General features: G+C 65.8%; 17 protein-coding genes. 15 read left to right on the top strand and 2 right to left on the bottom strand.

Going from position 1 to position 17,331, the window contains the following annotated elements; translation table 11 throughout:
* Nucleotides 1-43: 43 nt before the first annotated feature.
* On the bottom strand, nt 44-3,289 hold the full coding sequence (gene rne / locus ABFA30_RS20855) for a ribonuclease E (protein WP_410045861.1): 3,246 nt from the start codon (nt 3,287-3,289) through the stop codon (nt 44-46).
* Nucleotides 3,290-4,035: 746 nt separating this feature from the next.
* Between rne and rluC the strand changes: the two genes are divergently transcribed.
* From rluC to ABFA30_RS20840, 3 genes are read left to right on the top strand one after another with little or no spacing between them, the layout of a single operon-like run.
* Entirely contained in the window at nt 4,036-4,992 is a 957-nt protein-coding gene (gene rluC, locus ABFA30_RS20850; protein WP_225787059.1) for a 23S rRNA pseudouridine(955/2504/2580) synthase RluC, read from the top strand.
* 6 nt (nt 4,993-4,998) lie between these two features.
* A complete protein-coding gene (locus ABFA30_RS20845) occupies nt 4,999-5,688 on the top strand; it encodes an HAD family hydrolase (RefSeq protein ID WP_225787058.1) in 690 nt (229 codons plus the stop codon).
* The gene (locus tag ABFA30_RS20840) at nt 5,681-6,664 is read left to right on the top strand and encodes a S49 family peptidase (protein ID WP_253080440.1); all 984 of its coding nucleotides are present in this window, start codon (nt 5,681-5,683) and stop codon (nt 6,662-6,664) included. Before ABFA30_RS20845 ends, ABFA30_RS20840 begins: the two co-directional genes overlap by 8 nt.
* A gap of 89 nt (nt 6,665-6,753) precedes the next feature.
* On the opposite strand, the gene ABFA30_RS20835 is transcribed toward ABFA30_RS20840, so the two are convergent.
* Entirely contained in the window at nt 6,754-7,332 is a 579-nt protein-coding gene (locus tag ABFA30_RS20835) for a Maf family protein (RefSeq protein ID WP_225787056.1), read from the bottom strand.
* 95 nt (nt 7,333-7,427) lie between these two features.
* On the opposite strand from ABFA30_RS20835, the gene ABFA30_RS20830 reads away from it, so the two are divergent.
* The 12 genes from ABFA30_RS20830 to ABFA30_RS20775 all read left to right on the top strand — a co-directional run bounded on the left by ABFA30_RS20830 (nt 7,428) and on the right by ABFA30_RS20775 (nt 17,278).
* Nucleotides 7,428-7,955, top strand: a complete 528-nt coding sequence (locus tag ABFA30_RS20830) for a YceD family protein (RefSeq protein ID WP_225787055.1) — start codon at nt 7,428-7,430, stop codon at nt 7,953-7,955.
* Between the two features lie 13 nt (nt 7,956-7,968).
* Nucleotides 7,969-8,151: a 50S ribosomal protein L32 gene (gene rpmF / locus ABFA30_RS20825; protein WP_008096416.1), complete on the top strand. Its 183-nt coding sequence runs from the start codon at nt 7,969-7,971 to the stop codon at nt 8,149-8,151.
* 3 nt (nt 8,152-8,154) lie between these two features.
* Nucleotides 8,155-9,165 carry a phosphate acyltransferase PlsX gene (plsX, locus tag ABFA30_RS20820; protein WP_262923643.1) on the top strand — a complete coding sequence of 337 codons (1,011 nt, stop codon included), beginning with the start codon at nt 8,155-8,157 and terminating at the stop codon, nt 9,163-9,165.
* 124 nt (nt 9,166-9,289) lie between these two features.
* Nucleotides 9,290-10,228, top strand: a complete 939-nt coding sequence (gene fabD / locus ABFA30_RS20815; RefSeq protein ID WP_253080438.1) for an ACP S-malonyltransferase — start codon at nt 9,290-9,292, stop codon at nt 10,226-10,228.
* Nucleotides 10,229-10,244: 16 nt separating this feature from the next.
* Nucleotides 10,245-10,985, top strand: coding sequence for a 3-oxoacyl-ACP reductase FabG (gene fabG, locus ABFA30_RS20810; RefSeq protein WP_225787053.1), 741 nt, complete (start codon nt 10,245-10,247; stop codon nt 10,983-10,985).
* A 203-nt stretch (nt 10,986-11,188) separates the two neighbouring features.
* Nucleotides 11,189-11,425 (top strand): acyl carrier protein, encoded by a 237-nt coding sequence (acpP, locus tag ABFA30_RS20805; RefSeq protein ID WP_043214413.1) that lies wholly within the window; start codon nt 11,189-11,191, stop codon nt 11,423-11,425.
* A gap of 154 nt (nt 11,426-11,579) precedes the next feature.
* A complete protein-coding gene (gene fabF, locus ABFA30_RS20800) occupies nt 11,580-12,824 on the top strand; it encodes a beta-ketoacyl-ACP synthase II (RefSeq protein ID WP_225787052.1) in 1,245 nt (414 codons plus the stop codon).
* Nucleotides 12,824-13,645, top strand: a complete 822-nt coding sequence (gene pabC / locus ABFA30_RS20795; protein ID WP_225787051.1) for an aminodeoxychorismate lyase — start codon at nt 12,824-12,826, stop codon at nt 13,643-13,645. Before fabF ends, pabC begins: the two co-directional genes overlap by 1 nt.
* A 4-nt stretch (nt 13,646-13,649) precedes the next feature.
* Entirely contained in the window at nt 13,650-14,834 is a 1,185-nt protein-coding gene (gene mltG, locus ABFA30_RS20790; RefSeq protein ID WP_225787050.1) for an endolytic transglycosylase MltG, read from the top strand.
* Nucleotides 14,835-14,843: 9 nt separating this feature from the next.
* Nucleotides 14,844-15,476, top strand: a complete 633-nt coding sequence (gene tmk / locus ABFA30_RS20785; protein WP_225787049.1) for a dTMP kinase — start codon at nt 14,844-14,846, stop codon at nt 15,474-15,476.
* Complete coding sequence (locus ABFA30_RS20780) at nt 15,469-16,455, top strand: DNA polymerase III subunit delta' (protein ID WP_410045860.1); 987 nt, start codon at nt 15,469-15,471, stop codon at nt 16,453-16,455. Before tmk ends, ABFA30_RS20780 begins: the two co-directional genes overlap by 8 nt.
* 37 nt (nt 16,456-16,492) lie before the next feature.
* Nucleotides 16,493-17,278, top strand: a complete 786-nt coding sequence (locus ABFA30_RS20775) for a TatD family hydrolase (RefSeq protein WP_225787047.1) — start codon at nt 16,493-16,495, stop codon at nt 17,276-17,278.
* The last annotated feature ends 53 nt before the right edge of the window (nt 17,279-17,331 follow it).

Genomic DNA, 17,331 nt, shown 5'->3' with positions numbered 1-17,331 from the left:
CGCCAGTTCGCACTGGCGGGGCTTTTTCATTCAGCCGATGGCATCAACCGTGGTGAGGCTTGTGCTCCTCGGTGGTTTCCAGGGGCTGTTGCTCGGCCACTTCCGGTTGCTCGGCCGCAGGCGCTTGCTGCTCGACCGCTTCGGGCTGGGCCTCCTGCTGTGCCGCCGCCTGGGCAGCGGCGGCAGCGGCGGCGGCCGCTGCTGCAGCTTCGGCCTCGCGCTTGCGACGACGCACTTCACGCGGGTCGTTCGGGGCGCGGCCGTTGGGCAGCATCACGGTGGCGGGCTCGGCCGGGGCTGGGGCTTCGGCTGGGGTTGGCTCGGCGGCGGCCGGGGAGGCCTCGGTCACTTCCGGCGTGGCCTCGACGACAGCGGCTGGTTGCTCGACGACTGGCGTCTCGACCGGCGCCTGCTCGGCGACCACTGCTGGCTCGGCTTCACCGCCTTCGACTGCAGGCGCCTGCTCGACAGCTTCAGCTTCGGTAACGGGCTGCGGCACGACTTCGACCACTGGCTCGGCGCTTGGCTCGACCACGGCGACAGGTTCGCTGACCGGCTGCTCGACCACTGGGGCGGCGGCGGTTTCCTCGGCCTGGGCAGCCTGTTCGGCTGGCTGGCTGACGGTTTCGGCCTCGCGGGTAACGGCAGTGGCGAGCTCTGCCTGCTGGTTGGCCTGGGCCTCGGCTTCGGCGCTGATGTTGCTGCTGGCGACGGCAGCGGTCACGGCCAGGCCGGCAGCCAGTTCGGCACCCAGCTCGGTGGCCTTGTGTGGCTGTGGCTGCTGCTCGCCGCTGGCTTCTTCCTCGCCACCTTCGATCAGCTCGCCATTGGCGTTGCGCTGGCGTTCGCGGCGGTTGCTGCGACGACGCTGGCCACGGGAGCGGCGGCGTGGGCGTTCGCCATCGGTGCCTTCCTGTTGTTCGTCCTGCAGCAGTTCCTCGTTCGGCAGTTGCTCCTCGGCCGCTTCGGCAGCCTGCTCGGCAGCGCGTGGCTGACGTTCTTCACGTGGCGGACGTGGCTGGCGCTCTTCGCGCTCGACACGTTCTTCGCGTGGCGCACGCTCTTCACGCGGTGCACGTTCCTCACGTGGAGCACGTTCTTCGCGCGGTGCGCGTTCCTCGCGTGGGGCGCGCTCTTCACGGGGCGCACGCTCCTCGCGTGGTGCGCGTTCTTCACGTGGCGCACGCTCCTCGCGGGTTACGCGCTCTTCGCGCGGTGCGCGTTCCTCACGTGGGGCGCGCTCTTCACGGGGCTGGCGCTCCTCGCGGGCGGCAGGGGCTGCATCCAGCGGCTCGCGCAGTTCGCGAACGCGCTCCTCGCGGTTGCCGCGACGGTCTTCGCGTGGCTGGCGCGGCTGGCGCTCCTCGCGTGGTGCACGTTCTTCACGCGCCTGGCGCTCCTCGCGTGGGGCGCGCTCGCTGCGCTCTTCGCGTGGCTTGCGGTCTTCCTCGCGGCGACCACCGCGGTTGCGGCTCTGCTGGCGGCCGTTGCGGCGCTCCTCGTTACGCTGCGTGCGCTCGGTGGTGGGCTTGGCGGGGGTGGCGGCTGGTGCGGCGGCAGGCTCTTCCTTGCCGGCGAACAGGCTGACCAGGGATTTCACCAGGCCCTTGAACAGGCTCGGCTCGGGAACGCTGGGCGCGGCTGCGACCGGCGCGGCGGGCTGTTGCTCGGGCGTGCTCGGCAGCGGTGCATTGGCGCGGGCCGGCGCGGTCTTGACCGCAGCTTCCTGGCGAACCAGGGTGCGGGTTGCGGTCGGCTGGGGCGCTTCTTCCGTTTCGGCGGCCGCGATCTCGTAGCTGGACTGGCTGTTCAGCACGTCCGGGTTGTCGTCGCGCAGGCGCTGGACTTCGAAGTGCGGGGTTTCCAGGTGATCGTTCGGCAGGATGATGATGCGCGCACGGGTGCGCAGTTCGATCTTGGTGATCGAGTTGCGCTTTTCGTTCAGCAGGAAGGCGGCGACCGGGATCGGCACTTGGGCGCGAACCTCGGCGGTGCGGTCCTTCAGGGCCTCTTCCTCGATCAGGCGCAGGATCGCCAGGGACAGCGACTCGACGTCACGGATGATGCCGGTGCCCGAGCAGCGCGGGCAGACGATGCCGCTGCTTTCGCCGAGCGATGGGCGCAGGCGCTGGCGGGACATCTCCAGCAGGCCGAAGCGCGAGATGCGGCCGACCTGCACGCGGGCACGGTCGGCCTCGAGGCATTCGCGCACGCGCTCTTCCACGGCGCGCTGGTTCTTCGCCGGGGTCATGTCGATGAAGTCGATGACGATCAGGCCGCCGATGTCGCGCAGGCGCAGCTGGCGGGCGATTTCCTCGGCCGCTTCCAGGTTGGTCTGCAGGGCGGTTTCCTCGATGTCGCTACCCTTGGTGGCGCGCGCCGAGTTGATGTCGATGGACACCAGGGCCTCGGTCGGGTCGATGACGATCGAGCCGCCCGATGGCAGGTCGACCACGCGTTGGAAGGCGGTCTCGATCTGGCTTTCGATCTGGAAACGGTTGAACAGCGGGACGCTGTCCTCGTACAGCTTGACCTTGCTGGCGTACTGCGGCATCACCTGGCGGATGAAGGTCAGGGCTTCTTCCTGGGCGTCGATGCTGTCGATCAGCACCTCGCCGATGTCCTGGCGCAGGTAGTCGCGGATGGCGCGGATGATGACGTTGCTTTCCTGGTAGATCAGGAAAGGCGCGGCGCGGTCCTGGGAGGCTTCCTTGATGGCGGTCCACAGCTGCAGGAGGTAGTCGAGGTCCCACTGCATTTCTTCGCTGCTGCGGCCAAGGCCGGCGGTGCGCACGATCAGGCCCATGTCGGCGGGGACGGTCAGGCCGTTGAGGGCCTCGCGCAGTTCGTTGCGCTCTTCGCCTTCGATGCGGCGGGAGATACCGCCGGCGCGGGGGTTGTTGGGCATCAGCACCAGGTAGCGGCCAGCCAGGCTGATGAAGGTGGTCAGGGCGGCGCCTTTGTTGCCGCGCTCTTCCTTCTCGACCTGGACGATGACTTCCTGGCCTTCGCTCAGCACTTCCTTGATGTTGACGCGGCCTTCGGGGGCCTTCTTGAAGTACTCGCGGGAGATTTCCTTCAGCGGCAGGAAGCCGTGGCGTTCGGAACCGAAGTCGACGAAAGCCGCTTCGAGGCTGGGTTCGATCCGGGTGATCTTGCCTTTGTAGATGTTGGCCTTTTTCTGCTCACGCGCGCCGGACTCGATGTCCAGGTCGTAGAGACGTTGGCCGTCCACCAGGGCTACACGCAACTCTTCGGGTTGAGTCGCGTTAATCAGCATTCTTTTCATGTTGTACCGTCGGTTTCCGGGCTGCCGGAAACGGCGTTCGGCACACACGACTTCTCATGGTCGGTGCCAAGGTGCGCAAAGGGTGGCGGGCCACCCCCGTGTCCAGCGACGTTCGGCACCAGCCGGTTGCCCAGCCTGCCGTGGTCGCGACGACGCGTCCTGATTTGCTGCATGTGCACTCAGTTCAGGAGGAGGAATCAGCCAGGGGGCCGTGGACGCCCGTGGGCATCTGGAAAACAGCGGGTCCGCTCGCCAGGCCGTTGTCAGAAGGCCGGTGGCCGGATGCCGTGCTACACGGTCCGAGGTCTGTGCATCTCCACCCTGCACGTATCCCTGATAATTCGGGTGCTGCCGCGCGCTGAATCCGCAACGGGTTGCATTTTTCGCGAGCTCCACGTCGGGAGCTGGCGCATTCATGTCCAAGGCAGATGTTTCCGAAGCATTCGCCAGCTTGCGCGGAAGCGACGGTGGCGGGCAGAGGCGCGGCGAAAAAGAACAGGGAAGGAGGTGAAACACCGCACTCGTCGTTTTTTTTCGGTCTTCTCTACTCGGCGCTGGTGGCGATTCCAGGCATTTCGGTAAACTGGCGAAAACCCCGTCGGACGGCCTCGCGTCCTCGAGAATTGCGTTGGTCAGGGGCCGGCGTGGAGCCATGTGCCGCTGGCCTGCCGCTTTTGGCGGCGTTCGCGACTATAGCAGTAATGATTAAGTGCTTCAATTCCATAAAAAATTGTTATGATCCATCCATGACGACCAATACCCCCCCGACTTCCGGCGTTCAGCTGATCGAAGTCGCGCCGGAGCTTGCCGGCCAGCGCATCGACAATTTCCTCATCACGGCCCTCAAGGGCGTGCCCAAGACCCTGGTGTACCGCATCCTGCGCAAGGGCGAAGTGCGGGTGAACAAGGGCCGGATCAAGCCCGAGTACAAGCTCCAGGCCGGCGATATCGTGCGGGTACCGCCCGTCCGCTTGCCCGAGCGCGACGAGCCGGTGCCGGTGGCCCAGGGGCTGCTGCAGCGCCTGGAGGCGGCCATCGTCTACGAGGACAAGGCGCTGATCGTGCTCAACAAGCCTGCCGGCATCGCCGTGCACGGCGGCAGCGGCCTGAGCTTCGGGGTGATCGAGGCGCTGCGCCAGCTGCGCCCGGACGCCAAGGAGCTGGAGCTGGTCCATCGCCTGGATCGCGACACCTCCGGCCTGCTGATGATCGCCAAGAAACGCAGCATGCTGCGCCACCTGCACGCGGCCTTGCGCGGCGACGGCGTCGACAAGCGCTACATGGCCCTGGTGCGCGGCCATTGGCCCACGTCGAAGAAACAGGTCAGCGCGCCGTTGCAGAAGAGCAACCTGCGCTCGGGCGAGCGCATGGTCGAGGTCAACGACGAGGGCAAGGAGGCGTTGACCCTGTTCCGGGTGCTGCGCCGCTTCGGTGATTTCGCCACCCTGGTCGAGGCGCGTCCGGTGACCGGGCGTACCCACCAGATCCGCGTGCATACCCTGCATGCCGGGCACAGCATCGCCGGTGACAGCAAGTACGGCGACGAGGATTTCACCCGGGAACTGCGCGATCTGGGCGGCAAGCGCTTGTTCCTGCATGCTTATGCGCTGACCGTGCCGCTGCCTGACGGCGGCGAGCTCAAGCTCGAGGCCCCGGTGGACGACATGTGGGCCAGGACCGTGGAGCGCCTGAGTGCGACCTGACTTTTCATGAAAAAGAGCTACGAGCTGTTGATCTTCGACTGGGACGGAACCCTGGCCGACTCCATCGGGCGCATCGTCCTGGCCATGAACGCCGCGGCCGAGCGCGCCGGGGAGGCGCCGAGCGACGAGCGGGCGATCAAGGGCATCATCGGCCTGGCCCTGGGCGAGGCCATCGCCACCCTCTATCCGCACCTCGATGCTGTCCAGGTCGAGGTGTTTCGCCAGCACTACGCTGACATCTACATGGCCCTGGACCAGCAGCCGTCGCCGCTGTTCGACGGCGTGGTCGAGTCGCTGGAGGCCTTCCGTGCCGAGGGCTATCGCCTGGCGGTGGCCACCGGCAAGGCGCGCCGCGGCCTGGATCGTGTGCTCAAGGCCAACGGCTGGGAAGGCTACTTCGACATTACTCGCGCCGCCGACGAGACCCGTGGCAAGCCCCATCCACTGATGTTGGAGGAGATCCTCGCCCACTGCCGGGTCGAACCGCGGCAGGCGCTGATGGTCGGAGATTCGGCATTCGACCTGCAGATGGCCAGCAATGCTGGCATGCACTCGGTCGCGGTGGGCTATGGCGCGATGTCGCTGCAGGCCCTGAGCGAGTTCGGGCCGCAGGTGTGCATCGATCATTTTTCACAGTTGCGCGAGTGGCTGGCCGCTACGCGCAGCGCCACTTCCAAGGTAGGTGAGCATGGCTGACGAGTGGAAAGCGCCCGAGCCCGATGACGGCGAGGAGCGCAAGAGCTGGAAACTGCTGGAGAAGACCCTGCTGGCAGGCGTCCAGGAACAGCGTCGGGCGCGGCGCTGGGGCATCTTCTTCAAACTGCTGACCTTCGTCTACCTGTTCGGTGTGCTGGTGCTGTTCACGCCGCTGATGGACATGGACAAGGCTACTTCGCGCAGTGCCAGCCATACGGCGCTGGTCGAGGTGCGCGGGATGATCGCCGACCAGGAGCCTGCCAGCGCGGACAACATCATCAAGAGCCTGCGCGCAGCGTTCAAGGATCCCAAGACCAAGGCCGTGGTCATGCGTGTCAACAGCCCGGGTGGCAGCCCGGTGCAGGCGGGCTATGTCTATGACGAGATCCGGCGCCTGCGGGCCGAGTATCCGGCGATCAAGCTCTACGCGGTGATCGCCGACCTGGGGGCTTCGGGCGCCTACTACATCGCCAGTGCGGCGGACGACATCTATGCCGACAAGGCCAGCCTGGTCGGCTCCATCGGCGTCACCGCGGCCGGGTACGGTTTCGTCGGCGCCATGGAAAAGCTCGGTGTGGAGCGGCGTACCTATACCGCTGGCGAGCACAAGGCCTTCCTCGACCCCTTCTCGCCGCAGAAGCCGGAAGAGACCGAGTTCTGGCAGGGGGTGCTCGACACCACCCATCGCCAGTTCATCGCCATGGTCAAGCAGGGGCGGGGCGAGCGGCTCAAGGACAAGGAGCACCCAGAGCTGTTCAGTGGGCTGATCTGGTCGGGCGAGCAGGCCAAGGCGCTGGGGTTGGTGGATGGCCTGGGCAGTGCCAGTTATGTGGCGCGTGAAGTGGTGGGCGAGAAGGAGCTGGTGGACTTCACCGTCCAGGAGTCGCCGTTCGACCGCTTCTCCAAGCGCCTGGGCGCCAGCGTGGCTGAACGCCTGGCCATGTGGATGGGGTTCCAGGGGCCTTCGTTGCGCTGAGGGCGCGTCGCTGGCCTTACTGTGCCTGTGAGATCGAGTGCCGTCCGCGCTGTGCTCGATCTCACAGGCGCCAGAGATCCTGAGCCAGGCTAGGGAATCACCACGCCTTCCTTGGTCAGCATATCCACCAACCTGATCAGTGGCAGGCCAATCAGGCTGGTCGCATCACACCCATGGGTGCTCCGGAACAAGCTCACCCCCAGACCCTCCGCCTTGAAACTGCCAGCGCAGTCCAGCGGCTGCTCCGCCGTCACATAGCGCTCCACCCGCTCCCGGTCCAGTTCACGCAGTGTCACGGTAAACGGCACGCAGTCGACCTGGCATTCCCCGGTGGCGCTGTTCAGCAGTGCCAGTCCGGTCAAAAAGCTCACCTGCTGCCCGCTGCATTCCAACAATTGCTCGCAGGCGCGCTCGAAGGTATGAGGCTTGCCGAGGATCTGCTCGCCGAGCACCGCCACCTGGTCGGAGCCGATGATCAGGTGCCCGGGGTGACTGCCCGCCAGCGCCTCGGCTTTTTGCCTGGCCAGCCGGCGCACCAGTTCCACGGCGGGCTCGTCATCCAGGCGGCGCTCGTCTATGTCGGGGGTTGCCCAGGTAAAAGGCAGGCGCAGGCGCTCGAGCAGTTCGCGCCGGTAAGGGGAGCTGGAAGCCAGTAACAGGGGAAGCATGGTAGACTCCTGGTCAGATGAGCCGATTCTAACATGGCAGATGCCGCCGAATTTCCTTTGACAGGGGCGGGGGGCATCCCTAGAATGCTGCGCCTATGTTGAATGACCCGATTCCACCTCACGTTGACCCGCGCAAATTGGCCGATCGTGGCGTAACCCTCCAGGGTTCGCTGCAACTCGCTGATTTGGAAAGACTCTGCGACCCGCTGTCCGACGATGTCGGTACGGTGCAGGCGAAGTTCGATTTTGAGCGAGACGAGCAAGGCGTTGTGGTGTTCCACAGCGAACTCGATGTCGAAGTCAAGATGGTTTGCCAGCGTTGTCTTGAGCTGGTCACCCTGCCGATTCACAGCGAGTGTACCTACGCTGTGGTGAAGGAGGGTGCGAATACCCAGTCGTTGCCGAAAGGCTATGACGTGCTGGAACTGGGCGAAGATCCTTTGGATCTGCAGGCACTGATCGAGGAGGAGCTCTTGCTCGCCTTGCCCATCGTGCCTGCTCATCATCCGGAAGAATGCCAGCAGCCGGCGGGCGCCGACGAGCCCGAACCGAGCAAGGACGAGGTATCGCGGTCCAACCCGTTCAGTGTCTTGGCGCAGTTAAAGCGTGACCCAAACGTTTAGGAGTTAATCAATTATGGCTGTTCAGCAGAACAAAAAATCCCGCTCTGCCCGCGACATGCGCCGTTCCCACGACGCCCTGTCGGAAAACGCGCTGTCGGTAGAGAAGAGCACCGGTGAAGTACACCTGCGCCACCACGTTTCGCCAGAAGGCGTATACCGTGGTCGCAAAGTGATCGACAAGGGCGCCGACGAGTAATCCTTGTCCGCTCAGATCATCGCGATCGACGCAATGGGCGGGGACTTCGGTCCCCGCAGCATTGTCCAGGCAAGCATTGCCTGCCTTTCGGCTACCCCCTCGCTGCACCTGACCCTCGTCGGTCAACCTTCCTTTCTCGAAGAGCTCGTCAGCGGCCTACCGGCTGCGGATCGTGCGCGCCTGCAAATCGTTGGGGCGAGCGAGGTGGTGGGTATGGACGAGCGGCCGTCCCAGGCGTTGCGCGGCAAGCCTGACTCGTCGATGCGCGTCGCTCTGGAGTTGGTGCGTGACGGCAAGGCGCAGGCCTGCGTGAGCGCCGGCAATACCGGTGCGCTGATGGCCCTGTCGCGCTTCGTGCTCAAGACCCTGCCGGGCATCGACCGGCCGGCCATGGTGGCCGCGATCCCGACCCAGGCAGGCTACTGCCAGCTGCTCGACCTGGGTGCCAACGTCGATTGCAGTGCCGAGAACCTCTACCAGTTCGCCGTGATGGGCTCGGTGGCCGCGCAGGCCCTGGGTATCCATCGTCCGCGCGTGGCGCTGCTCAATGTCGGTACCGAGGACATCAAGGGCAACCAGCAGGTCAAGCTGGCCGCCAGCCTCCTGCAGAATGCCCGTGGCCTCAACTATATAGGCTTCGTCGAGGGCGACGGCCTGTATCGCGGCGAGGCGGACGTGGTGGTCTGCGATGGGTTCGTCGGCAATATCCTGCTCAAGTCCAGCGAAGGCCTGGCGACCATGATCGGTGTGCGTATCGAGGCGCTGTTCAGGAGCGGGCTGCTCGCCCGTGCCGCCGGTGCGCTGGCCATGCCGCTGCTCAAGCGCCTGCAGGCCGACCTGGCGCCGGCGCGACACAATGGCGCGAGTTTTCTCGGCCTGCAGGGTATCGTCATCAAGAGCCATGGCTCGGCGGGGGTGCAGGGTTTCCAGAGCGCCATCCAGCGGGCGCTGATCGAGATCCAGGAGAACCTGCCGCAACGGCTGCATGGTCGCCTGGAAGATCTCTTGCTTTAATTCCCGCCGTGAAGTGGTTAAATGTGACCGCTTGGTCCCTTTTCCCATCCAAGTGTTCAGTTTCCGCGTCCAGCCCCGGGCTCGACGCACCCTATCCGACGACAAGATCATAAGGGCTTGTTCAATGTCTGCATCCCTCGCATTCGTCTTTCCCGGTCAAGGTTCCCAGTCGCTGGGCATGCTCGCCGAACTCGGCGCAGAGAAGCCGGTAATCGTCGAGACCTTCAAGGAAGCCTCCGAGGCCCTGGGCTACGACCTGTGGAAGCTGGTCCAGCAAGGTCCGGAAGAACAACTCAACCAAACCGACAAGACCCAGCCGGCGATCCTCACCGCCTCCATCGCCCTGTGGCGCCTGTGGCTGGAGGAGGGCGGCGCACGCCCGGCATTCGTCTCCGGCCACAGCCTGGGTGAATACAGTGCGCTGGTTGCCGCTGGCAGCCTGAGCCTGAAGGACGCCGTTCGCCTGGTCGAGCGCCGTGGTCAGCTGATGCAGGAAGCCGTACCGGCAGGCCATGGCGCCATGGCGGCGATCCTGGGCCTGGACGACGCCGACGTGGTGGCCATCTGTGCCGAAGCGGCCGAGGACGAAGTGGTCAGCGCGGTCAATTTCAACTCCCCTGGCCAGGTGGTCATCGCCGGCAACAAGGCTGCGGTGGACCGTGCCATCGAGCTGTGCAAGGCCAAGGGCGCCAAGCGCGCGCTGCCGCTGGCGGTCAGCGTGCCGTCGCACTGTGCCTTGATGAAGCCGGCCGCCGAGCGCTTCGCCGAGGCGGTCAACGCCATCGAGTGGAAGGCTCCGCAGATCCCGGTGGTGCAGAACGTCACCGCCGCGGTCGCCGCCAGCCTCGACGCCCTCAAGCAAGACCTGCTGGCGCAGCTGTACCAGCCGGTGCGTTGGGTGGAATGCGTGCAGACCCTGGCCGCCAACGGTGCGCTCAACCTGGTCGAGTGCGGCCCGGGCAAGGTCCTGGCTGGCCTGAACAAGCGTTGCGCCGACGGCGTGACCACCTACAACCTCAATACCCCTGACGCTGTCGCCGCCACCCGTGCGGCGCTGGCCTGAACTAGGAGAAGCTTGCATGAGCCTGCAAGGTAAAGTTGCATTGGTCACTGGCGCGAGCCGTGGCATCGGCCAGGCCATCGCCCTCGAACTGGGCCGCCAGGGCGCGACCGTGATCGGCACCGCCACCTCGGCCTCGGGTGCCGAGCGCATCGCTGCCACCCTCAAGGAGCACGGCATCGCCGGTACCGGTATGGCGCTGAACGTGACCAGCGACGAGTCGGTCACCGCGGTCCTCAATGCGATCCAGGAACAGTTCGGCGCGCCGGCCATCCTGGTCAACAACGCCGGTATCACCCGCGACAACCTGATGCTGCGCATGAAGGATGACGAGTGGTTCGACGTGGTCGACACCAACCTCAACAGCCTCTACCGTCTGTCCAAGGGCGTGCTGCGTGGCATGACCAAGGCGCGTTGGGGCCGTATCATCAGCATCGGCTCCGTGGTCGGTGCCATGGGCAACGTCGGCCAGGTCAACTACGCCGCCGCCAAGGCCGGCCTGGAAGGCTTCAGCCGCGCCCTGGCGCGTGAAGTCGGCTCGCGTGGCATCACCGTCAACTCGGTGGCCCCGGGCTTCATCGACACCGACATGACCCGCGAGCTGCCAGAAGCGCACCGCGAGGGCCTGTTGAGCCAGATTCCGCTGGGCCGCCTGGGCCAGGCCGAGGAGATCGCCAAGGTGGTTTCCTTCCTGGCATCCGACGGTGCAGCCTACGTCACCGGCGCCACCGTGCCGGTGAACGGCGGGATGTACATGTAAAACTGCAACTCAATGTGACGGATTGCTTCAAAAAAGAGTCATACACGGAGCCTAAAATCCGTTATAAAGCTGCAACCAGATTCCGGGCAGAGGGTCGGGTGACTTGGTGGAAGGCGCGTTCCGCTTGAAAAGCAGGCGTCTTCCTATAAACTTGGTCACCGGCCAGCTGCCTGACATATGTCCATTAGGAGTGAAAACTAGGTATGAGCACCATCGAAGAACGCGTCAAGAAAATCGTCGCCGAGCAACTGGGCGTCAAGGAAGAGGAAGTGACTGCCGAGAAGTCCTTCGTCGATGACCTGGGTGCCGATTCGCTTGACACCGTTGAGCTGGTGATGGCTCTGGAAGAGGAATTCGAGACCGAAATCCCTGACGAAGAAGCCGAGAAGATCACTACCGTTCAAGCTGCTATCGACTACGTCAAAAGCCACCAGGCCTAAGACGCAGTAGTCGACGCTTCTTGTCGGGAAAAACCGCACTGCCTTTGCCGGCGTGCGGTTTTTTCTTTGCGAGCGCCGAGGGCCTGTTGCCATTTCATTCCCTCAACGTGAATGCAATGGCAAGAGACTCTAGTTATTAGAAGAGGAGAGTACTGTGTCGCGTAGACGCGTCGTGGTCACCGGTATGGGTATGTTGTCGCCACTGGGTACCGATGTACCGAGCACTTGGCAAGGCATTCTGGCTGGCCGCAGTGGCATCGGTCCGATCGAGCATACGGACCTGTCTGCCTACTCCACCCGTTTTGGCGGCTCGGTGAAGGGCTTCGATGTCGAGCAATACCTGTCGGCCAAGGAAGCCCGCAAGCTCGACCTGTTCATCCAGTACGGCCTGGCGGCCGGTTTCCAGGCGGTGCGCAACGCCGGCCTGGAAATCTCCGACGCCAACCGTGAGCGCATCGGCGTGGCCATGGGCTCGGGCATCGGCGGCCTGACCAACATCGAGGACACCAGCCGGACCTTGCACGAGCAGGGCCCGCGGCGGATCTCGCCGTTCTTCGTACCGGGTTCGATCATCAACATGATCTCCGGCTTCCTGTCGATCCACCTGGGTCTGCAGGGGCCCAACTACGCCATTTCCACCGCTTGCACCACTGGCACCCACTGCATCGGCATGGCCGCGCGCAATATCGCCCATGGCGAGGCCGATGTGATGATCGCCGGTGGCGCCGAGATGGCCGCCTGTGGCCTGGGCATGGGGGGCTTCGGCGCTTCCCGTGCGCTGTCGACCCGCAATGACGAGCCGGCCCGCGCCAGCCGTCCGTGGGACAAGGGCCGTGATGGCTTCGTGCTGTCCGATGGCGCCGGTGCCCTGGTGCTCGAGGAACTCGAGCATGCCAAGGCCCGTGGCGCGACCATCTATGCCGAGCTGGTCGGTTTCGGCATGAGCGGCGATGCCTTCCACATGACCTCGCCGCCCGAGGACGGTGCCGGCGCTGCCCGTTGCATGGCCAACGCCCTGCGCGATGCTGGCCTTGCGCCGGAAGCGGTCAGCTACATCAATGCCCACGGCACCTCGACGCCTGCGGGCGATTTGGCCGAAGTGGCGGCGATCAAGCAGGTGTTCGGCGAACATGCCTACAAGCTGGCGGTCAGCTCCACCAAGTCGATGACCGGCCACCTGCTGGGCGCAGCCGGCGCGGTGGAGGCGATCTTCAGCGTGCTGGCGATCAACAGCCAGATGGCGCCACCGACCATCAACCTGGACGAGCCGGACGAAGGCTGTGACCTGGACTTCGTACCGCACGAGGCACGCAGCATGCCGATCGACGTGGTGCTGTCCAACTCCTTCGGCTTCGGTGGGACCAACGGTTCGCTGGTATTCCGCCGGTTCGTTGGCTGATGCACAGCTGGATCGACGGCCAGGAGGCGACTGCGGTCAACCTGCAGAACCGCGGCCTGGCCTATGGCGATGGCCTGTTCGAGACCATCGCCGTGCGTGGCGGCAGGCCGAGCCTGCTCACCCAGCATCTCGATCGCCTGGCGCTGGGTTGCCAGCGCCTGGCGATCGAGCTCGACCTGGCGCTGGTGCGTGACGAAGTCGTGCGCTATGCCAGCCTGCTCGGCGACGGCGTGGCCAAGCTGATCCTCACCCGTGGCGATAGCCTGCGTGGCTACGCACCTGCCGTGGGCGCCATGCCCCGGCGTATCCTCCAGGGCAGCCCTCTGCCGGCCTATCCCCGTGAGCATGCCGAACACGGCGTGCGCCTGTTCGCCTGCCAGACTCGTCTGGCGGAACAACCGTTGCTGGCTGGGCTCAAACACCTGAACCGCCTGGAACAGGTGCTGGCCCGTGGCGAATGGCAGGATGGCGAGCATGCCGAAGGGTTGATGCGCGACATGCGCGGGCGGCTGATCGAAGGGGTGTACAGCAACCTGTTCCTGGTGCACGACGGCGTGTTGCTGACGGCCGACCTGAGCCGCTGCGGCGTGGCGGGCGTCATGCGCGCGGCGTTGCTGGAGCAGGCGACGGCGCTCGGCATCCCGGTGCAGGTGCGCGACCTCGAGCTGGCGGAGCTTGCGCGAGCCGACGAAGTGTTTCTGTGCAACAGCGTCTATGGCGTGTGGCCGGTGCGCGAGTTCGCCGCGCTGAAGCTCGGCTGGTCGCCAGGCCCGCTCACCCGTAAACTGCAGGCCGTTGCCCGTACGTTACTGGATATCTGAATTCGTGAGACGCAAATTCCTGCTGCTGCTGGAAATGGGCCTGATCCTCGCCGGTCTGGCCTTGGGCTGGGGGGCCTGGAAGGTCTACACCGTCCTGGAGCAGCCCCTGCACGTGACGCAGGAGCGCCTGCTCGACGTGCCCAGTGGCACCACCCCCAATCGCATGTTCTATCGCATGCAGGGCGAAGGCCTGCTCGAGGATGCCCTCTGGCTGCGCCTGTACTGGCGCTTCAACATGGCCGGTACCCCATTGCACACCGGCGAGTACCGCCTCACGCCGGGCATGACCGTGCACGACCTGTTCGAGGCCTGGCGCCGGGGCGACGTGGTGCAGTACAACCTGACCCTGGTCGAGGGCTGGACCTTCCGCCAGGTGCGCGCGGCCGTCGCCAAGCATGAAAAGATCAAGCATACCCTCGGCGGCTTGTCCGACTCGGAAGTGATGGATCGGCTCGGCCACACCGGCGTGTTTCCCGAGGGCCGCTTCTTCCCCGACACCTACCGTTTCGTGCGGGGCATGAGCGACGTCGAGCTGTTGCAGCAAGCCTACATGCGCCTGGAAGAGGTGCTGGCCAAGGAGTGGGCCGCACGGGCCAGCGGCTTGCCGTATCGCGATCCGTACCAGGCGCTGATCATGGCCTCGCTGGTGGAGAAGGAAACCGGTATTCCCCAGGAGCGTGGGCAGATCGCCGGCGTGTTCGTGCGCCGCCTGCGCCTTGGCATGATGCTGCAGACCGACCCGACGGTGATCTACGGCATGGGCGAGCGCTACAACGGCAGGATCACCCGTGCCGACCTGCGCGAGCCGACGCCCTACAACACCTACACCATGACCGGCCTGCCGCCGACGCCGATCGCCATGGTCGGTCGCGAGGCCATCCATGCCGCGCTGAACCCGGCCGATGGCAGCAGCCTGTACTTCGTCGCCCGTGGTGACGGCAGCCATGTGTTCTCCGACGACCTGGACGACCACAATACGGCGGTACGTGAATACCAGCTCAAGCGTCGTGCGGACTACCGTTCCAGCCCGGCGCCCCAGGCGCAGCCGGAGGAGGGCGGGCAGGTCGCGCCCTCCGAGCCGCCGGCCGAGACCGGCGAGCCCCCGGCCACCGGCCCGGCGGACGCGGGCGACGAGCCTGCCACCGAATCCGCGCCGGCCGAGCCGCCGGCACCTGACGAACAACAGTAAGGACTGCCCGTGAGCGGTTTGTTTATTACCCTGGAAGGCCCCGAAGGCGCGGGCAAGAGCACCAATCGCGAGTACCTGGCCGAGCGCCTGCGCGAGCAGGGCGTGGACGTGGTGCTGACCCGTGAGCCCGGCGGCACGCCGCTGGCCGAGCGAATCCGCGAGCTGCTGCTGGCGCCGAGCGACGAATGCATGGCTGCCGACACCGAGCTGCTGCTGGTCTTCGCTGCCCGCGCCCAGCACCTGGCCGAGGTCATTCGCCCGGCGCTGGCCCGTGGTGCCGTGGTGCTGTGCGATCGTTTCACCGATGCCACCTACGCCTACCAGGGCGGTGGCCGCGGCCTGCCGCAGGCGCGTATCGCCACCCTGGAGCACTTCGTCCAGGGCGAACTGCGCCCCGACCTGACCCTGGTCTTCGACCTGCCGGTCGAAGTCGGCCTGGCCCGTGCCGCCGCGCGGGGGCGCCTGGACCGGTTCGAGCAGGAAGGCCAGGCCTTCTTCGAGGCGGTGCGCCAGGCCTACCTCGCGCGTGCCCGCCGTGAACCCCAGCGCTACAGCCTGCTGGACGCCGCGCAGCCGTTGGAGGCCGTGCAGCGCGCCATCGATGGCCTGCTGCCGGGGATCCTGGAGCGCTGCCGTGGCTGACGCCTATCCCTGGCAGCAGGCGCTCTGGCAACAGTTGGCCGGCCGTGCCCGGCACGCCCATGCCTACCTGCTGCACGGGCCCAAGGGGATCGGCAAGCGTGCCCTGGCCGAGCGCCTGATGGCCCGGCTGCTGTGCCAGCAACCCCAGGGGGTGGATGCCTGCGGGCAGTGCAAGTCCTGCCTGTTGCTCAAGGCGGGCAGCCATCCGGACAACTTCGTGCTGGAGCCGGAAGACACCGACAAGCCGATCAAGATCGACCAGGTCCGTGAGCTGGTGTCCTTCGTGGTGCAGACGGCCCAGTTGGGCGGGCGCAAGGTGGTCCTGATCGAGCCGGTCGAGGCCATGAACGTCAATGCCTCCAACGCCCTGCTCAAGAGCCTGGAGGAGCCCTCCGGCGATACCGTGCTGCTGCTGGTCAGCCACCAGCCTAGCCGCTTGTTGCCGACTATCAAGAGCCGCTGCCAGCAGGTTGCCTGCCCGCAGCCCAGCCTGGCCCAGAGCAAGGCCTGGCTGGCGGATGCCTTGCCCGAGAGCGACGAGGCCGAGCGTGACGAGTTGCTGACCTTGGCCGCAGGCTCGCCGCTGATGGCCGTGAGCTTGCAGGCCCAGGGCATACGCGAGCAGCGGGCGCTGGTCACCGAGGGCGTCAAGAAGTTGCTCAAGCAGCAGCAATCGCCCAGCCAGTTGGCCGAAGCCTGGAGCAGCGTCCCGTTGTTGCTGCTGTTCGACTGGTTCTGCGACTGGTCGCACCTGATCCTGCGTTATCAATTGACCCAGGATGAACAGGGGCTAGGCTTGGCCGATATGCGCAAGGTCCTGCAATACCTGGCGCAGAAGAGCCGGCAGGGCCGGGTGCTGGAGGTCCAGGCGTGGATCCTCGAGCAGCGCCAGAAGGTGCTGGCCAAGGCCAACCTCAATCGCGTGCTGTTGCTGGAAGCCTTGCTGGCCCATTGGCTGCAGTTGCCGGGCTCCCGTTGATCTTTCCTTTCGTTTCCTTCACGTGTGTCGTCATCCCATGCTCGTAGATTCCCATTGCCACCTCGACCGTCTTGACCTGAGTGCCCACCAGGGCTCCCTCGATGCCGCCCTGCAGGCCGCCCGTGAGCGGGGCGTCGGGCATTTCCTGTGCATCGGCGTGAGCGCCGATAACGCCGATGCGGTCAAGGCGCTGAGCGAGCGCTATGCCGATGTCGACTGCTCGGTGGGCGTGCATCCGCTGGACCTGGCGCCGGGCGAGACACCGGCGCTGGCGTGGCTGCTGGGCGAGCTCGCCCATCCTCACGTGGTGGCGATCGGCGAGACCGGGCTGGACTATCACTACGAGCCGGAGGCCGCCGAGTTGCAGCAGGCCTCCTTCCGCCTGCACCTGGAGGCGTCGCGGCAGACCGGCAAGCCGGTGATCGTCCATACTCGCGCAGCGCGGGCCGACACCTTGGCGCTGCTGCGCGAGGCCAGCCTGCCCCAGGCCGGGGTGCTGCACTGCTTCACCGAGGACTGGGACATGGCCCGCGCGGCGCTGGACCTGGGCTACTACATCTCGCTGTCGGGCATCGTCACCTTCCGCAACGCCGATGCCCTGCGCGATGTCGCCCGCCAGGTGCCGGCCGACCGCCTGCTGGTGGAAACCGATTCGCCCTACCTGGCGCCCATCCCGTACCGTGGCAAGCCGAACCTGCCGCAGTACGTGCGCGAAGTGGCCGAGTACGTGGCCTCGCTGCGCGGCGTCAGCTATGAGCAGTTGGCGCAGCAGACCACCGCCAACTTCAAGCGGCTGTTTCCGCTGGCGCGGGTTGCCGGCTGAGTTTGCAGGCCGCTCTGTGTGAGCGGTATAGCCATTACTCGGGCCGCTTCGCG

It is taken from the genome of Pseudomonas sp. HLMP (assembly GCF_046365545.1).
Taxonomy (GTDB): domain Bacteria; phylum Pseudomonadota; class Gammaproteobacteria; order Pseudomonadales; family Pseudomonadaceae; genus Aquipseudomonas; species Aquipseudomonas guariconensis_B.
The sequence above is the reverse complement of the archived record's forward strand: the minus strand, read 5'-3'. Positions and strand labels throughout refer to the sequence as shown.

Coding starts and splice junctions, on each gene's coding strand:
- rpmF (WP_008096416.1), top strand. CDS start 7,969: ATGGCTGTTCAGCAGAACAAAAAATCCCGCTCTGCCCGCGACATGCGC.
- ABFA30_RS20835 (WP_225787056.1), bottom strand. CDS start 7,332: ATGCTTCCCCTGTTACTGGCTTCCAGCTCCCCTTACCGGCGCGAACTG.
- ABFA30_RS20775 (WP_225787047.1), top strand. CDS start 16,493: ATGCTCGTAGATTCCCATTGCCACCTCGACCGTCTTGACCTGAGTGCC.
- ABFA30_RS20840 (WP_253080440.1), top strand. CDS start 5,681: ATGGCTGACGAGTGGAAAGCGCCCGAGCCCGATGACGGCGAGGAGCGC.
- fabD (WP_253080438.1), top strand. CDS start 9,290: ATGTCTGCATCCCTCGCATTCGTCTTTCCCGGTCAAGGTTCCCAGTCG.
- pabC (WP_225787051.1), top strand. CDS start 12,824: ATGCACAGCTGGATCGACGGCCAGGAGGCGACTGCGGTCAACCTGCAG.
- acpP (WP_043214413.1), top strand. CDS start 11,189: ATGAGCACCATCGAAGAACGCGTCAAGAAAATCGTCGCCGAGCAACTG.
- rne (WP_410045861.1), bottom strand. CDS start 3,289: ATGAAAAGAATGCTGATTAACGCGACTCAACCCGAAGAGTTGCGTGTA.
- ABFA30_RS20845 (WP_225787058.1), top strand. CDS start 4,999: ATGAAAAAGAGCTACGAGCTGTTGATCTTCGACTGGGACGGAACCCTG.
- ABFA30_RS20830 (WP_225787055.1), top strand. CDS start 7,428: ATGTTGAATGACCCGATTCCACCTCACGTTGACCCGCGCAAATTGGCC.
- fabG (WP_225787053.1), top strand. CDS start 10,245: ATGAGCCTGCAAGGTAAAGTTGCATTGGTCACTGGCGCGAGCCGTGGC.
- rluC (WP_225787059.1), top strand. CDS start 4,036: ATGACGACCAATACCCCCCCGACTTCCGGCGTTCAGCTGATCGAAGTC.